We start from the raw sequence: 16067 nt of genomic DNA, 5'->3' as shown, positions 1-16067 counted from the left end.
CCGGCTCAGGGCTGGGCCACACCGATCGGGATCAGTTGCCGCGTTCGAGCGCGAATCCGGCATCGCGCCAGGCGACGATCCCGCCGCCGAGGCTGCTGGCGTCGAAGCCGTCCTGGCGGGCGATGGCGGCGAAGCGCAGCGATAGTTCGCCGACCGGACAGACGAAGACCAGTGGGCGCGATCGGGAGAACGGGATGCCGTGGGTGAACATATCGTCGAGTTGGTCGTCGCGGATATTGATCGCGCCCGGCACATGGCCGATGCGATAGGCCATCGCGCCGCGGGTGTCCACGATGGTGGGCCGGGCGGTGCGGTCCAGTTCGGCCAATTCCTGTGGGGACACGGCCGGTGTCGCCGCGAGTTCGGCCGGGGTGGGTGCACGGCGGCGATCGGCGCGGTCGAAGAGCCCCGGCTTGCGCTTCTTGATATAGGACAGGTACGGCTCGAGCCGATCACAGACGATGAAGACCGCGACCACCGGTTCGTTCGATGAAAGTGCCTGCTCACCAAGGATTTCCAGCGCGGCGGCATAGCTCGCGCCGCTGGTCGGACCGGCCAGGATGCCGTACCCGGTGGCCAGCGCCAGGGTGGCATCCACCGCGCGGGTGGAATCGATGGTGACGATACGGTCGTAGAAATCGGGTTGGAACAGCCCGACATCCCACATCTCGCTCTCCGAGCGGATACCGGGTATGAAGTCCGACCGATCGGAAACCACGGCGATACAACGCAATTCGGGATTGTGCTTGCGCAGATAGGTGGCGGTGCCTCGGGTGGAACCGGTGGTGCCGAGCCCACCGATCAGATAGTCGACGCGGGTGATGTCGTCGGCGGCCAGATCCTCATGGATCTCGCGGCCGGTACCGTGGTGATGCGCCTCGATATTCTTCTCATTGGTGTACTGCGAGGCGTGATGGTAGGCGCCCGGCTCCTTGGACATGGTCGCCTCGATCACCGAATACACATCGTTCGGTGTGGTCGGATCCGGACATTCGGACAGCCCGGGCAACTCCACGATCTCGGTGCCGAACAGCTGCAGCAGATCTCGCACTTCGGAAACCTTGATCCGATTGGTCACCGCGCGCAGGCCGATGCCGTGTATCACGCCGAGAATGCGCAGCGCCTTGGCGGTATTGCCGCTCGACGCCTCGATGAGTGTCTGCCCGCTCGCACGGATCTCGTCGAGATCGTCGCGGATCATGCCCCAGGCCACCCGGTCCTTGACCGAGCCGAAGGGATTGTGCGACTCCAGTTTCGCGTATAGCTCGACATTGGCCAGGCCGTGCACGGTCGGGTCCAGCCGCAGCAGCGGCGTATTGCCGATCAGCTCGGTGATGTGGTCGTAGCGCACTATGGCGCTCCGGAGGGTCGGCGCGGCAGCGGACGACGCGGGCCGCGCGGGGGAGTGCGGCGCGGTGGCGGCAGACCGACGGGTATGAGCGGTTCGTAATCGGTATCGCGGTAGACCTGGAAACTGCCCGCGCGGTGCACGACAGCGAGTTTCGCGGGCAGTGCGTGCATGGACGCCGAGGCCGCGGACAGGTCCATGTGATAGGCGCCGGTATTCGGGAACACCACCAGATCGCCCTGGCGCGGGCACTCGGGTAGCCAGACTTTGTGATTGGTGATCAGGTCGCGTTCCAGGCACAGGCGTCCGGCGAAATACACACCGACCGGCCCGGATTCGACCACCGGACGCAAGGTCGGCGTGGTGTCGGCGGCGCTGCGCAGCGGGGTTACGTCATCGCCAGGTACGGCGTTGCGAACGGGAGCGCTGCTCGGCATATGCACGACACTCGGCAGGATCACCGGATCGACCATGACCTCCTGATCCGCCGGGGTCACCTGATCCCGGCTCAGATCCAGATTCACCAGCACTGTGCCATCGGCGAGTTCCTTGACGAACTCCACCCGTGACACAGTCACCCCCGCATGATCGACCAGCGCCTTGCCCGGCTCCAACCAGATATCGAGCATATTGTCGCCGGCCACCTGGGCCACGGTGCGGCCACCGTGTCGCTCCAGCGGCGCGCCGAGCAGATCGTTCAACATCGCAGTCGCGGGCACGGTGTTCGCGTACTTGTGGAAGACCGGAATTCCGTGCACCGCACCATCATCCACGTGATAGCCGAAGGTATTGTTCGACCAGCTCATCGATTCGCCGCGGCCGAGCAGCGATTCGCGCAGCGCCCGCACGTACCCGTCGAATCGGTCCGCGTCGGCGGTGAACACCTGTCGGAAGCCGCCGCCGATATTCAGCACCGACGGGCCGAGTCCGCGGCCGTAGGCGCGCTCGACCAGCTCGAGGCAGGCGTCGATGGCTCGGATGCGTTCCGCGGCGTCACCGGAGTCGATATGAAAGGCGAAGCCGAGGAACGTGATTCGCCGGCGATTGGCCGACAGCAGATCCAGGGCCTGGTCCACATGGGCCAGCGGCACACCGAACCGGCTCACCGCTGTCTCGTCGAATCCGGAAACCCGCAGCAGCACCGGAACTCTCGCGCGGTCACCGGCCAATTCGGTGATCCGCCGCAGCTCCCACAGATTGTCGACATTGATGGTGACACCGCAGTCGATCAGATCACGCAGGAACGCTTCACCTTTCGGCCCGGTCACCTCGATCCGCATCGGACCGAATCCGGCCCCGATGGCACTGGCCAACTCCTGCGGGGAAGCGACATCGATGGCGATACCAGCATGTTCGGCGGTGCGTACCAGGGCTCTGGATTGATTCACCTTGTGCGCGTAGCAGATTCGGTAGCGCGCGCCCCTGCTGTCGAGTACGGCGCGCAACTGTTTCAGGTTCTCCGCGTAGACCTGTGGAAACACCAGGTGGATCGGGGATCCGAAGCGAATCAGCGTCTCCTCGACGGCATCGCGGGTATCGAAAAAGGCGCGCACCAGCGGATGGATCTTCGCGGGTAGCGCCGGTAGCGGTGCCGTCATACGGCGGTTTCCGTGGGCTGGGACCGCGTGGACGCCAATGCGGTTCGCGCCGGTTTCTCGGCCACCGGGTTGTAGCCGCCGTCGCGGATCGACTCGAAGGCGCGGGCCCGATTGCGCGGACTGCGGAATTCGGCGACCACCCGTTTACTGGGCAGATCTATCTCGATCACCTTGATGCCCATCGTCTCCAGCACCCCGGTGATCGTGCGGACACAATGCTGACAGCTCATATCCGGCACGTAGAAGATCCGATCCTCGGCGCTGGCAGGCGCGTCGGCGGTCAGTTCGTCCAGCTCCGTGCTCGTCTCGGTGATCCGGATCCGCTCGGCGAGCTGTTCGAAGATCTCGACGAACTTGTCCACCACCAGCGGCAACAGCGTGTAGTGCCCGCCGCCGAGATGATGTGGCATGGCAGCCAGACAAGAGGGTCGGGTATTGGCGGGCAGCAGCGCGTACTGGCGGGAGATGAGATCGAGATCGTCGTGGTATTTGGCGATGGCCGCGTCGACGCTCAGTCCCTCGACCCGGGTCGCTCGCCGCATCACCGCATGCGCGTCCTCGATGGTGGCGTCCTTCATCGCGCGCAGCGTCGCCACCGTGTCGGCGGTGTAGCGCACCGTGCCGTCGGGTTGGGCGGCCAGCGTCACCGGGATCATGCCGCGCCGGTAGGTGGAGGCTTGCAGTTCCCAGAACCAGCGGGTGGCGACCGCCGAGAAGATGCCGGAATCGTGTATGCCCCTGGCGAATTCGGTGGCACTGCGATAGTGCGTCTGCCGCGCCAGCAGTGCGTGCTGGGCCAGTGCACGTCCGGTGGCCTCGATGCCGACGCGGAAGATTTCGATCGGATCGTGATCGGTGGTGGTCCCGTCGAGCGCCGCGTGTTCGCGCGGGCCGAGGCAGTCGATCCGTTGTGTCAGTGCGGAATTCGCGGCGAGCGCATGCCACAGCACCAGTACGGCTTCGCGCATGGCGATGGGCACCAACGGGCCGAGGCCGTCGGCGCGGAAGTGCCCGGTATTGGGGACGCCGTCGCTATCGGTCCAGGCGATGCGGTGTGTCGCGCTGGTGACCTGCGCGGGCTGGCACGGCCGCATGAACTGCTGCAGGTACAGCCGCTGCGAATAGGTGAGGTGACTGTCGGGCTCGGGACGCAGTGTGGCGCAGGTGTATTCGATATGTCGACTCGACGGGACCGTGATGGGAGTGGTGAACAATCCAGGTTGGGCCAGGCCCGCCAGAACCCGGGACGCCGCCCGCCGGTCATAGCGCGGGGTGTCGTCCATTCTCATGTGACCTCCTCGGCAATCGTCTTGACGCAGGTCGCGAACCGGTCGATCTCCTCGACGGTGTTGTAGATGTGCGTGCTGACCCGTACCGAGTCCATGGCGTCGTCGCCAGCTCGGGGTGAGCAGTGTAAGCCGGTGCGGACCAGAAAACCCAACTCGCTCAATACGAATCCGAGATCGGTCGCGGAAATGCCTGCGAGCGTGAAGGACACGATGCCGTAGCCGATCGCGCACGGCGCATGCGCCGGACCGGGCAGGAATTCCAGCCCGGGCACCGGACGTAGATTGTCGATGAGCCGCAGCGTCAATTCGCGATTGTGTGCGGCGATCACGCCGACATCCAGCGATTCCAGCACCTCCAGTGCGCTGCCGAGAGCCAGGATGCCCGGAATGTTCTGGGTGCCGCCCTCGAGCAGGTCCGGCATGCCGGTCGAGGTCAATCCCGCGTCGGTGAGGTCGACCCCGGTATTGCCGCCGGGCAGGAACGGCAGCAGCCGATCGTGAACTCTGCGGTGGCAGTAGAGGATTCCGGTGCCTGGCGCGCCGAACATCTTGTGCGCGGCGAAGATCGCGAAGTCGGCGCCGAGTTCGGTCACATCCAGCGGCATATGCCCACCGCTCTGACTGCAGTCGAAGCACAGCAGAATCCGGGGGTCGAGTTTGCCGCGCAACTCCTCGAGCGTGGTGAGTCCGCCGAAGACGTGGTGCAGATGGCTGGTGGTGATCAGCCGGGTGCGCGGCCCAACCTTGGCCAGGATGTCGGCGGTATCGGCTTCGCCGAGTTCGGTCACCCGGTAGGGGACCAGTTCGATGCGCCGACCGAAGCGGGCGAGCATCTGACGCAGATGGTGCCACGGATGCACATTCGAGGCGTGATCGCGTGGGTTGTAGAGGATTTCGTCGCCGTCATCGAGTTCGGCCAGCCCCCAGGACAATGCGACGGCATTGAGCGCCGCGGTCGCGCCGCCGGTGAAGACGACCTCCGCGGGCGATTCGGCGCCGATGAAGGTCGCCATGCGATCGCGGACCCGGGTCAGGCGGGTGGTGAGGTTGGTAGCCCACGGGTAGGTTCCGCGACCGGCGTTGGCGGTACGCGAGGTGTGATAGCGGTGGATGGTCTCGATGACCGGCAGCGGCTTCTGCGTGGTGGCCGCGCTGTCCAAATAGATTTCCGTGGATTCGGCCAGCGCCGGAAAGAGTCCGCGCACAGTCGCGGGGGGCGACGGCACCGGTATCCGCGGGGCGGACCGGGTGGTGGCCGGTCGGGCTAGGTGCGTCCCGGACGCAGGTGACCGCAAGGTGCCGCTCCCTCCGAGAACCGCGCTGGACGCCACCAACGATACGCACTTTCGGTGACGACTTCGAAGGATTCTCGTAGCCAACGTCTTTCGGCAAGCCGCAGCTACCAAGGGCCCTGTCGCGGATATCCGCGACAGTTCAGTACTGCCCCTGTACGTACTCGACCAGATGCTGACGTTCGGTGGCCAGTTCGGAGATCGCGCTCTTGACCACATCGCCGATGCTGACGATGCCGATCAGGTGGCCGTCGCGGACCACGGGCAGGTGTCGGACGCGGTGCTCGGTCATGGTGCCGCGCAGTCCGTCGACCAGGTCGTCAGGCGCGCAGGTGCGCACATCGACGGTCATGATCTCCGCGACGGGCGTATCGAGCAGCGCGGCGCCGCGCGCGTGCAGACTGCGCACCACATCGCGCTCGGAGACAATGCCGGCGATCCGGTTGCCGTCCGGCGATACCACCACCGCCCCGATATTGTGCTCGGCGAGCGTGCCGAGCAGGGTCCGTACCGTGGTCTCGGGTGCGACGGTTGCCACGTCGCTGCCCTTCCTGTGCAAGATCTCCGCTATTCGCATATTCCACCATCCAGAGGTCGCAGCACTACTAGGATGACGCCTTTGTGATCTCGTGACCAGCACAAATCCGCATCAGGCTGAATCTACAGCCGTCGGGCGACGCTGCGGTCCAGATCGCGCGCGAGCAGGGCGATGGCGGCCTGTGAGATGCCTGCCGAGGTGGCCAGATCGATCGAGGTCAGCTGGGCGATGCGGCGTAGCCGGTAATCGACGGTATTCGGGTGGACATAGAGCTGGCGCGCCGTGAGCTGGCGATTCATATCGTTGCCCAGGTAGGCGCGCATGGTGTCGAACAGTTCGGGATGGGCGTCGAGCGGATCGAGAATGGTCGCGATGCGTCGAGTGGCCGGGCCACCCCGGGTGAGCTGGTACTCCACGGCCAGGTCGGCCATCTGGTACAGGCCAGGATTGCGTCCGCCGACCCGCACCAGATTGAGTAGTTCGTGGGCCTGATCGGCGGCGTCGGGTATCTGGTCGGTCTCGCTGGTGACCAGCGTGGCGGTGAGTGCGACCTCGGCGGATTCGGCGAGCAGTTGCAGTGTTTCGGCGGTCAGGACCGGTGCATCGTCCTCGATCGGGACCAGTAGCGTGCCGCCCTTGGTGCTCAGCAGCGCGAGCACCCGGGATTCGAAGGTGGTGGCCAGTTCCGATTGCAGGCGGCGCAGTTTCCTGCGGGCGGCGACATGGCTGTCGACGCGTGGATCGCGCTCGTCCGGATGTTCGGGAATCGATAGCGCGACCACCTGATACGAGTCGGCGATCGGGATGCCGGCCTGGCGGGCGAGTGCGGAACTGCCGCGACCGCTCAGCAGCGCCGAAGCCAGCGTCTGCGTCGCGGTCTGGTGTTCGCGCGCGACGAGATGCTGTTCTTCGACGTAGGCGTCCGAAACCGCCGCGGTGATCGCCTCCAGGAGTTCGAGCATGAGGTCGGTGGCAACCAGCAGTTCATCGATATCGTCGGCCTTGGCGCGCGCGGTCACCAGTCCGAATGCGATGCGCAGCCCCTCGTGGTAAGCGCGCAGGATGGTGCCCAGCGGTACCGCCTCGCGGGCCCATTGCGCCGCCGCCTCCCTGACCTCGCCGAGCCGTTCCTCGCCGGGAACCGTACGCTTGTCGAACATTTCGGCGGCCAATGCCAGGCAGCTGCGGGTCAGCTTGGTGACATCGCCGCGTAGCTGCTCGCCGGGCAGCGTGCGACACGGCGCCATACAGGTCGCGAAGTAACCGACCATGCGCGAGGCGACGCGGTCGGTATTGAGTAGGGGAATCGACGCGGGCTGGCCGCCGATCTCTAGGACAGGGTCCGTCGGGTCGACGGACAGATCCAGCGCGGAGAAGGTCATACGCGTCGCTCCAGTGCCACATCGGACGTGATAGATCTGCGCCCGAATCGTTGCATCACTATACGAAATGGTTATGAACCAGGGAAGACTACGCGAAATCTATTGCGGCGCGGCAACGTTGTGCATTGTCCGCATGCGGGCCATGTGCAGTGGTGGGAAGCTCCGGCGCCCGGCGCGAGTTGTCGAAAATCCGTGACCAGCCGTCTTAACATCGGCCTGGGCTGACGTTTGCGTGTGATCGGCCTGCGCCGTCGTGCCGCGGATCCAGATGCGACGGTGCACGACGTCATCCTCCAGGACGGCTGCGATGAGGACATGCTCGATCACCTGACGACGATGTACTCGCCGCGCACGGTATCCATTGCGCTGCGAGCACTCGACCGGCCGCACAACCGAACCTCGTGTGCGCCTTGAACCCCCGATTCAATGGCGGGGGCAGCGGAATCTAGGCTGCGCCTTGCTGATTCCGCAGCTCCGCATCGATTACCACTGCGCCGCTGCGGATTTCGTGTTCGATTGCGATGGCGGCGTAGTGCTGGCCACTGGCTCGCAGTTCGGCGATGCGTCGCTGCAATGCGTCGGTGCCGTAGGCCGCGGCGACATCGGCGATCCCGAGTCGACCGGCAGCGCGTGGTGGATTCATGCGAATGCCCCCTGTGGCTCTGGCGCCGAGAGATCCCGGTGACGACAGCGGCACGGGCCCTCGGCTGCGAAACTCCCTTGTCGCGCAAGAGTTTAGAGCGGCGTGTCGTACAGATGCAAGTACACCTGTACGAACATCGCTGCGTGCGAAGCGATTTGGGGCTGTGCCAGTGGAGCCGTTGGGGTCGAACGTTATTCGTCGTCCAGTCCGGCGGAGAGGTAGGCCGCGGCGGCAAGCCACTGGCGGCACTGCGGGCCGTGCACCTCGTGCAAGTGCAGGATCTCGCGGGCCTGCCGATAGGTGAGGCCGCGCGGTTCGACACCGCAATCGAGTGGCGCATGCTCCGGCGCCGAGCATTGCCGCAGGGTATCGATCCCGGATCCGCCGGCGATCGTGGCCCCGCGCGGAGTTCGGAATGGCGTACTCATCTCGACCGCCCCTCGCGTCTGCCGGATGGGGAGGTGGTTGTGGTGACGCCGGCGCGAACTCCCTGCGTAACTCCCCGATTCTGGTTCCGAGTTTAGGCTGTCGGCACTTACAGATGCAAGTACATTTGCACGAACGACCAATAGATAAATGAACGGTGGTCGTCGACCGAGTGGCCGATGACCGCCGTTGTGCCGCTTGCGCTTCAGGGCTTGCGCGCGACCGAGCCGTACGCGGAGATCGGCCGGGCCTCGCCGACCTCGGCAGCATCGGTGCGCCACTGGGTGATCGATACGAATCCGGGCTCGACCAGTTCCAAACCGTCGAATACGGCACGGATTTCGGCCTGGGGTCGGGGAACATAGGGTGCGCCGCCGGTGCCGGTGTAGTTCTCACACAGCGTCACATACTCCTTGCTGTCGTCGGTGCCGTCCCACATGACCAGGAAGCTGCCCGACGGCACCGCGGCGAGCACCGTGTGCACGATGCGCAGCAACTCGTCGTAGGACTTGGCGTGGCCGAGCACGCCCATGAACATCACGCCGATCGGCTCATTGAAATTGAGCACGTTGCGGGCGTCGGCGAGGATCTGCTCCGGATCGTGGTAATCGCAATCGACGTAAGTGGTTACGCCCTCGGGTGTGGTGCTGGTGAGCAGCGCCCGCGCCATGGTGAGGACCAGAGGATCGTTGTCGACATAGACGACCTTCGAGTCGGGCGCGACGCCCTGGGCGACCTCATGGGTGTTCTGCATGGTCGGCAGGCCGGTGCCGATATCGAGGAACTGGCGGATGCCCTCCTCGCCCGCCAGGTAACGCACCGCGCGAATGAGGAACTGACGCGATTGCACGGCCATGGTGGTGATGTCCGGATCCACCTCGACGCCGGCATCACCGGCGATCCGGTCGATTTCGTAATAGTCCTTGCCGCCCATCCAGTAGTTCCAGATGCGCGCGGAATGCGGGATGTCGGTCCGGATGAGCGGGGTTTGATCGTCGGACATGGGCTGGACTCCTCGGCGAGCTGATAAACGGTGAACCGGACTGCTCAGGCGGCGGGTGTCGCGATTGGCTGGCACGGCCGATGTGCACTGTGACAGTACAAGATTCGTATCGAATCGAGCTGCGGGATCGAGTAGTCGGTCACGCATTTCCGGCGCAGCGGGCGCAGCCGCGTACAGCACTCGCGTAACGCGTTGAACAGGGGTCACGAAGGGGACCGGCAGGTCTGAATTCTTTTGTGCCGCATGAGGGAGCTTCGTGCTATCTTGCAGATGTAGGTGCAAATGCAAGAACGTTTGAGCGCGCATCTGCAAAGCCGCTCGAGCGTACATCTCACACTGGAAGCAGCCGAGGAGTGGGGAAGATGTTCGACACCGGTACACCCAAGATCAAAGGCGCGTGGCGCAAGAGCTCGTTCAGCGGTCCGTCGGGCGGTAACTGCGTCGAGGTCGCCGAGGCGTCGGATGGTTCGATCGCCGTTCGCAATTCACGCGACCCGGAAGGTGGCATCCTGTTCTACACTCGACCGGAGATCGACGCGTTCGTGCGCGGCGCGAAGGCCGGGGAGTTCGACGACCTGACTAGCTGAGCGGTAACATAGGCGATCGGTGCGGTGTGTTTCGAAACGTGGTATTTGTGACACACTGTGGTCAAACCCGAGTATCGGAGATGACTTCATGATCGCAAAACCCGATGACGACGGTCGTGTGCAATCGGTTGTAGTGGAACGTGGTCCGACCGTATTGCGGATCGCGCTGGGCGGGCAGTTGCGTGACCTGCGGGTGAAGAATGGCATCACTCGTGAGGCCGCAGGTGACGCCATCCGCGGTTCACACGCCAAGATCAGTCGTCTCGAGTTGGGGCGCACCGGATTCAAGGAACGCGATATCCGCGATCTGTTGACTTTATATGGCGTCACCGACGCCGAGGAGCGGGAGCGTTTCCTGGATCTGGCCAGGCAGGCGAACGAACCAGGCTGGTGGCATCGCTACAGCGATCTGCTGCCGTCCTGGTTCGGCACCTACCTCGGCTTGGAGCAGGCCGCGACCAAGATCCGTACCTATGAGGCGCACCTGGTGCCCGGGTTGCTGCAGACGCCCGAATATGCCAGGGCCGTAATGTCACTCGGGTACGAGGACGCCGATATGGACCGCCGCGTGCAGGTCCGCATCCGTCGGCAGGAGGTGCTGCGCCGAGCCGAGCCGCCGATCATCTGGGCGATCATCGACGAGGCCGCGCTGCATCGGCCGGTCGGTGGCTCGCGGGTGCACCGCGAGCAGATGGAACACCTCATCGAGCTGGCGGAACTTCCGAATGTCACGGTGCAGGTCCTGCCGTACTCGGCGGGCGAACACGCCGCTGCGGGTAGCTCGTTCAGCATCTTGCGTTTCGCCGAGACCGAGCTGCCCGACATCGTCTATCTCGAACATCTCACCAGTGCGCTGTACCTGGATCGGAAACAGGATCTGGCGCTGTACCTCTCGGTCATGGACCGCCTGAGTGTGCAAGCCGAGGCGCCCGGCGAGTCGCTGAAGATCCTCGCCGAGTACGCCAAGAACGCCTGAATATCGCTATCGACCCGGCTTGTTCGGGTCGATAGTGGGTGTTTCGGCTGCGAACGCATCCACGGCGGCGAGATCGAAATCCCCGTGGTCGCTACCGAGTCCGCGGGCGACCAGTGCGGCGACCGCATTGCCGAGGATCGCCGCGGCACGCAGATTCCGGCCCAGTGCGATCGCACGGATGAAACCGGCGGAGAAGGCATCACCGCACCCGGTGGTGTCGACGACGTCGACGGCGAACGCGGGAATGTCCTGATAGTTGTCGGGGCCGACGAGTAGGGCGCCGTCGGCGCCCCGCGTAACCGCCAGGATGCAAGCGCCCGCGTCCTCGAGCACCTCGCAACCCGCCACCAGGTCGGTGGTGCCGGTGAAGCCGAGCACCTGTTCGTCATTCGGGAGGAAGTAGTCGGTATGCGGGAGGACTTCGGCGATGGCGTCGAGGCTACCGAGTGCGCCGGGTGCGATCAGATCGACGGAGGTGCTGACGCCATTGTCCTTGGCGTGCCGCAGGATTCGCGCCGCATTTGCCGCACCGATCAGTTCCGGACCGCCGAGGTGCAGATGGTCGGCGGCGGCGATCGCGGTCCAATCGACATCGTCGAGGGTGTAGAAGGGGTTGGCACCCAACAGATGCAGGCTGGGACGCTCGCCATTGGGGCGGATCGGCAGCACCGACGACGAGGTGGGCTGATCTTCCTTGCGCACGACCAGTTTCGTATCGATGCCCGCCTTGGCGAGCAGCCCGAGCAGGATATCGCCGGAGGTGTCCGCTCCGATCGCACCCGCGGTCCGCACGCTCGCGCCGAGTTTGGCCAGTGTCAGCGCGGTACCTGCGGCCGTACCCGCCGCGGTGATGCGGATGTCCTCGACCAGTGCGGTCTGCTGCCCGTCCGGTATGGCCGCGACAGGGCGGACCAGGATATCCAAAACATGTGCGCCCAAGGCGATTACGTTCATTCGGTGTCCTTATCCAGCGGTTTGCGGGTCCCGTATCCGGTGCGCAGTGCCACCTCGACGACCGCGGCCTGCTGCTGTTCGGTGAGTTCGCGCGGCCTGCCGATCGTCATCGCGTCCAGATACAGCGCGCAGGCCCATTCCAGCAGCAGTGCGGATTCAGCGGCGTCGTCCAGCGATGCGCCGATGGTGACCGCGCCGTGATTGGCCAGCAACGCGGACTGCCTGCCCTGCAACGCCGTTCGCACCGCATCCGCGAGTTCGACGGTGCCGAAGGGATGGAACGGGGCGACCCTGGTCGCACCGCCGAGCAGCAGCTGCTGGTAATGGATGACCGGCAGTTCGTCGAGCACACAGGCGATGGCCGTCGCCTTGGGCGCATGGGTGTGCACGACTGCCTGCGTGGCGTAGGTGCGATAGACGTCGAGATGCAAACCCAATTCGGAGGTCGGCGCGTAGCGTCCCGCGACCACCTGACCCGCCAGGTCGACCACCGTGACGTCGTCGGCTATGACCTCCGCCAGCACCGCACCGGTGGCCGTGACGGCGACCAGATCACCGCACCGCAGGCTCACATTGCCCGCGGTGCCGATCAGCAGCCCCTGTGCGGCCAGGCGCTGACAGGCCGCCGCTACCTCGGCGCGTTCGGTTGGTGCGATGGTGGTCATCCGGATACTCTACCCAAACCTGAATATGATTCACATTACGTTCGGAGGTAATCCGTGCCGATCCGTGCACTACCCGAGGCGGGCCTGCGCCGCGTGCCGATTCAGGCGCGCAGCCGGGAGCGGTTGGCGCGGGTGCTCGAGGTGGCCGATCGCCTGATCGCCACGGAGGGCGTCGAGGCGCTGACCATGATCAGAGTGGCTGCGGCGGCACGGATTTCGGTTGGCTCGCTGTATCAGTACTTGCCGGATCGCGAGGCCGTCATCGAAACCCTCGCCGCGGCCTATATCGAGCAATTGGAGGCCAAGGCCGCCCTGCTGCTCGAGCTCGCGCGCGCCGAGCGCTGGGACGATCCGATCGGCGTGCTGGTGGACGCGTTCGCCCAGGTCTACCGGGACGAGCCGGGCTTCCGCGCGCTGTGGTTCGGCAAGGATTTCAACGAGGCTGCCCGGGCAGCCGATCGCGAGCACAAACGCCGGATGGCGGTGACGCTGCGGGAGGTCATGCTCGCCCAAGGCGCCGTCGCCGATATCGAAGGACTCGATATCGCCTGCCGCGCCGCCCATCTCATGGGCGATGCGGTCCTGCAGGAGGCATTCCGATCCGATCCCGACGGCGATCCGAATCTGTTGCGCGAGGCCAAGGTCGCACTGCGGGCCTATACGGCACAGTGGGCATCGCCGACCGAGGCGTAACGCAATTCGGTTGCGCTGCTACATCATTGGCCGCAGTGGTCGGCGCTTGCCGGTTACTGCTTGATGAAGCTGGAGGCGATGCGCCAGAAGGTCGTCGGCTGCAGGGTCTCTAGGTCCCAGTCGTCGGCCATCGCGTGCGCGGTGGTGACGATCCGGTCGATATCGAAATCATGTCGAGTGGCCGCACCGGTTGACTCGACGGCATCGATGACGAAGGCGACTGCGGTTTCTCGCGAGTACGCGGTACTGCGTTGTCCGCTTCGGGTCGACGGTGTGCTCATAGTTGTTATACCGTTCGCTGGCTGGTCGGCCAGTGCGGCTTCGGCGATTCCGAGCCGGCCGCCGTGAAGTGGTTGGTCCATTCGAACGCCCCTGACGTCTGGCGGCAGCAAACCTCTGGCGACATCCGCCCTTGGTTCACCCACGCGGCCTCCCCTGGTTGTCCCCTGTAATGCCTTGCGGGACTGAGTTTAGGTCGGTGTGCCTTTCATATGCAAGCACATCTGCACGATCGATTGTGCCTTCGCAGTTAGGTTTTCGCACCTGCTAATCATCCGCGAACCGGCGCGGATGCGGGGCTAATTCGGCGCGATCATTTCGCATTGATCACGACATCGGTGCTGTAGTGAACTTGAGTGCCGGGCTCCACATATCGGTCGGCCGCGCAGCGCCAGGCCAGGAAATGCTCGGTGAAACGGTGCGCTTCGGCGGCCTCCTCATCGATATAGACCTGGTAGAGGAAAAACCGGTGCGGATCAACCCGGTCGGCGCACACATCGAATCGCAGGCAACCGGGTTCCTCGCGCACCGATGCGGCGGCACTTCGACTGACCACATCGAGGAATTCACCGCGGGATCCGGGTCGCAGCTTCAGGGAAGTGATACGGCTGAACACGGCTATGTTCTCCAATCTAGCGGCGAAAAATATCAATCGGTAAGTGTGGCACCGCCTTCGGCGACCGACTGGCTACCGATCTCGGAGACCGCGTGCGTTACCGAAATGTCGCCTGCGACGAGCTCCAAAGTGGTGTGCGTGGTCTGTGCCGCGTGCAGAATTTCGGCGAGGACGGCGGCGACATCGGCCCGGGCGATGCTGCCGAAGGGTAGTGGTGGCGTGCTCAGTAAGACTCGGTCGGTCGCGGCGGTATCGAGCAGCCGGCCGGGGCGCAGGATCGTCCAATCGAGATCGCGGGCGCGCAGATCGTCCTCGGCCTGGGTCTTGGCGTCGATATAGGCGGCCCAGACCTCATCGGTGCCGGGGGCAGGCGGCTTACCCGCGCCCATCGTGGAGATCTGCACGAACCGCCGGACGCCGGCCGCCTCGGCGGCATCGGCCAACAGCACCGAACCGCCCTTGTCCACCGTGTACTTGCGGGCCGTTCCGCTGCCCGCCCCGGCGCCTGCGGCGAAAATCACCGCATCGGAACCCTTTACGACGGCGGCGAGCTCGGCCACCGTGCTGTGCTCGAGATCGAAGACGACCGGTCGCGCGCCGGTGGCCGCGACCTCGTCCGCATGGTCGGCATTGCGGATCAGGCTCTCGACCTCGTCGCCGCGCCCGGTGAGTATTTCGCCGAGCAGTAGCGCGATCTTCCCGTGTCCGCCTGCGATGACGACGCGCATTTGGGGTCCTTTCAGGCCGTAGCGATTGCTTGCAGATCGCTCGAAATGGTCAGCGTTCGGGTCCTCCGGGATTACACGATGCCTGGACGGTGGCCTGATAGCCCACGGCCGGACGCCAGGGTTCCAGATTCCAGCTCTCCTTGTTGGGCTGCACCATGCGGGCCCAGACCCAGTGACAGACGAACTGGTCACGCATACCGGCCGTATCGGCGTCGGGGGAGTGCGTGAGCACCTCCTGCCAGGCCCGTTCCTCGGTATCGGGGAAGGCCTCGCGCCGTCCGGCCTCGGTGGGGTAGACCAGCAGGCGAGCACCGTCGACGCCCTCGGTCCAGGTGGTGTGGTCGATGAGCGGCATACCTGCGTAGGGATCGACGCTCGGCAGCGCGGCGAGGGGGCTGGTGGATACGGGCGCGGCCGTGGGCGTCGTCGTGGTTGTCGTTACGGCCGACGGTGTCTCGTCGGAGCCGCACGCCGCGATGGCCGGGACCAGCGCGCCGCAGCACAGCAGCGCGGCACCCCATCGTGCCCATTCGGTATTCCGCTGGGTCAACGTCGATCCTCCCGCATGGTGTCCACCATCCGAGAGTAGTCATCGTGCGGCGGCGCATCAGCCATACCGGGATGTGGCAGCCCAGTGTTTGACAGCAGCGACGGTTTACGGCAGCGACGCCGCGGTCACGGTGAGTGCCACAGCGAGCGGCACGGCAGTCGGCGCAGTCCCGGTCGCACCTTGCTGTCGACCGTCACGGTGAGCCCGGCGTTGAGCGCGGCCGAGGTGAATTCCCAGGCCTCGGTACGGGTAGCGGCGTACTCGAGCACGAGTGCGTCCTCGGAGGTCGGACCGTCGAAGTAGACGGTGACCCGTCGCGTCGGTGGCTCCTGGATATCCATCGGATACGCCGAGTTTCGCTCGGGGGAATCCGTTCCAGATTTCACAGTGCCGTCCATGCCACCGTCTCCTTACGACTCGACTCGACTCGCCGCGTCGATAGGTGTGACGGTAAGTCACGCACCATGGTGCAGAACATGGTCCGGCCGATCGGCTGGACA

Annotated in this window: 19 protein-coding genes; 3 read left to right on the top strand and 16 right to left on the bottom strand. The window is 65.1% G+C overall.

The annotated features are described in order from the left end of the window. Window positions 1-31: 31 nt before the first annotated feature. The 9 genes from OIE68_RS13710 to OIE68_RS13670 all read right to left on the bottom strand — a co-directional run bounded on the left by OIE68_RS13710 (window position 32) and on the right by OIE68_RS13670 (window position 9519). Window positions 32-1351 carry a pyridoxal-phosphate dependent enzyme gene (locus OIE68_RS13710; protein ID WP_327099761.1) on the bottom strand — a complete coding sequence of 440 codons (1320 nt, stop codon included), beginning with the start codon at window positions 1349-1351 and terminating at the stop codon, window positions 32-34. Further along, the gene (locus tag OIE68_RS13705; RefSeq protein WP_327099760.1) at window positions 1351-2946 is read right to left on the bottom strand and encodes a decarboxylase; all 1596 of its coding nucleotides are present in this window, start codon (window positions 2944-2946) and stop codon (window positions 1351-1353) included. Before OIE68_RS13705 ends, OIE68_RS13710 begins: the two co-directional genes overlap by 1 nt. Next, window positions 2943-4235, bottom strand: coding sequence for a heavy-metal-associated domain-containing protein (locus OIE68_RS13700; protein ID WP_327099759.1), 1293 nt, complete (start codon window positions 4233-4235; stop codon window positions 2943-2945). Before OIE68_RS13700 ends, OIE68_RS13705 begins: the two co-directional genes overlap by 4 nt. Then, window positions 4232-5461, bottom strand: a complete 1230-nt coding sequence (locus OIE68_RS13695) for an aminotransferase class V-fold PLP-dependent enzyme (protein WP_327099758.1) — start codon at window positions 5459-5461, stop codon at window positions 4232-4234. The genes OIE68_RS13700 and OIE68_RS13695 overlap by 4 nt, the downstream gene beginning before the upstream one ends. Before the next feature lie 208 nt (window positions 5462-5669). Next, window positions 5670-6104, bottom strand: a complete 435-nt coding sequence (locus OIE68_RS13690; protein ID WP_327099757.1) for a CBS domain-containing protein — start codon at window positions 6102-6104, stop codon at window positions 5670-5672. Window positions 6105-6187: 83 nt separating this feature from the next. Next, on the bottom strand, window positions 6188-7447 hold the full coding sequence (locus tag OIE68_RS13685) for a helix-turn-helix domain-containing protein (protein ID WP_327099756.1): 1260 nt from the start codon (window positions 7445-7447) through the stop codon (window positions 6188-6190). A gap of 445 nt (window positions 7448-7892) precedes the next feature. After that, a complete protein-coding gene (locus tag OIE68_RS13680) occupies window positions 7893-8090 on the bottom strand; it encodes a hypothetical protein (protein WP_327099755.1) in 198 nt (65 codons plus the stop codon). A gap of 191 nt (window positions 8091-8281) precedes the next feature. Next, the gene (locus OIE68_RS13675) at window positions 8282-8518 is read right to left on the bottom strand and encodes a hypothetical protein (RefSeq protein WP_327099754.1); all 237 of its coding nucleotides are present in this window, start codon (window positions 8516-8518) and stop codon (window positions 8282-8284) included. Window positions 8519-8721: 203 nt separating this feature from the next. After that, window positions 8722-9519 carry an SAM-dependent methyltransferase gene (locus OIE68_RS13670; RefSeq protein ID WP_327099753.1) on the bottom strand — a complete coding sequence of 266 codons (798 nt, stop codon included), beginning with the start codon at window positions 9517-9519 and terminating at the stop codon, window positions 8722-8724. A gap of 362 nt (window positions 9520-9881) precedes the next feature. Between OIE68_RS13670 and OIE68_RS13665 the strand changes: the two genes are divergently transcribed. Both OIE68_RS13665 and OIE68_RS13660 read left to right on the top strand, forming a co-directional pair. Beyond that, window positions 9882-10106: a DUF397 domain-containing protein gene (locus OIE68_RS13665; protein ID WP_085998535.1), complete on the top strand. Its 225-nt coding sequence runs from the start codon at window positions 9882-9884 to the stop codon at window positions 10104-10106. Between the two features lie 88 nt (window positions 10107-10194). Next, complete coding sequence (locus tag OIE68_RS13660) at window positions 10195-11082, top strand: helix-turn-helix transcriptional regulator (RefSeq protein WP_327099752.1); 888 nt, start codon at window positions 10195-10197, stop codon at window positions 11080-11082. A gap of 6 nt (window positions 11083-11088) precedes the next feature. On the opposite strand, the gene OIE68_RS13655 is transcribed toward OIE68_RS13660, so the two are convergent. Next, window positions 11089-12036 carry a carbohydrate kinase family protein gene (locus OIE68_RS13655; protein WP_327099751.1) on the bottom strand — a complete coding sequence of 316 codons (948 nt, stop codon included), beginning with the start codon at window positions 12034-12036 and terminating at the stop codon, window positions 11089-11091. After that, window positions 12033-12701: a class II aldolase/adducin family protein gene (locus OIE68_RS13650; protein ID WP_327099750.1), complete on the bottom strand. Its 669-nt coding sequence runs from the start codon at window positions 12699-12701 to the stop codon at window positions 12033-12035. Before OIE68_RS13650 ends, OIE68_RS13655 begins: the two co-directional genes overlap by 4 nt. A 54-nt stretch (window positions 12702-12755) precedes the next feature. On the opposite strand from OIE68_RS13650, the gene OIE68_RS13645 reads away from it, so the two are divergent. Further along, the gene (locus tag OIE68_RS13645; RefSeq protein ID WP_327099749.1) at window positions 12756-13394 is read left to right on the top strand and encodes a TetR family transcriptional regulator; all 639 of its coding nucleotides are present in this window, start codon (window positions 12756-12758) and stop codon (window positions 13392-13394) included. A 53-nt stretch (window positions 13395-13447) separates the two neighbouring features. On the opposite strand, the gene OIE68_RS13640 is transcribed toward OIE68_RS13645, so the two are convergent. From OIE68_RS13640 to OIE68_RS13620, 5 genes are all read right to left on the bottom strand, one after another. Further along, window positions 13448-13675: a hypothetical protein gene (locus tag OIE68_RS13640; RefSeq protein WP_327099748.1), complete on the bottom strand. Its 228-nt coding sequence runs from the start codon at window positions 13673-13675 to the stop codon at window positions 13448-13450. A 311-nt stretch (window positions 13676-13986) separates the two neighbouring features. Continuing rightward, entirely contained in the window at window positions 13987-14289 is a 303-nt protein-coding gene (locus OIE68_RS13635) for a putative quinol monooxygenase (RefSeq protein ID WP_040700936.1), read from the bottom strand. A 32-nt stretch (window positions 14290-14321) separates the two neighbouring features. After that, window positions 14322-15017, bottom strand: coding sequence for an SDR family oxidoreductase (locus OIE68_RS13630; RefSeq protein WP_327099747.1), 696 nt, complete (start codon window positions 15015-15017; stop codon window positions 14322-14324). A gap of 49 nt (window positions 15018-15066) precedes the next feature. Then, on the bottom strand, window positions 15067-15567 hold the full coding sequence (locus OIE68_RS13625) for a DUF2599 domain-containing protein (protein ID WP_327099746.1): 501 nt from the start codon (window positions 15565-15567) through the stop codon (window positions 15067-15069). 125 nt (window positions 15568-15692) lie between these two features. Beyond that, a complete protein-coding gene (locus OIE68_RS13620; RefSeq protein WP_327099745.1) occupies window positions 15693-15965 on the bottom strand; it encodes a hypothetical protein in 273 nt (90 codons plus the stop codon). Between the last annotated feature and the right edge of the window lie 102 nt (window positions 15966-16067).

Origin of the sequence: Nocardia vinacea (assembly GCF_035920345.1) — a bacterium.
Lineage (GTDB): Bacteria > Actinomycetota > Actinomycetes > Mycobacteriales > Mycobacteriaceae > Nocardia > Nocardia vinacea_A.
Note: the sequence above shows the minus strand (reverse complement) of the source record. Positions and strands in the feature narration are given on the sequence as shown.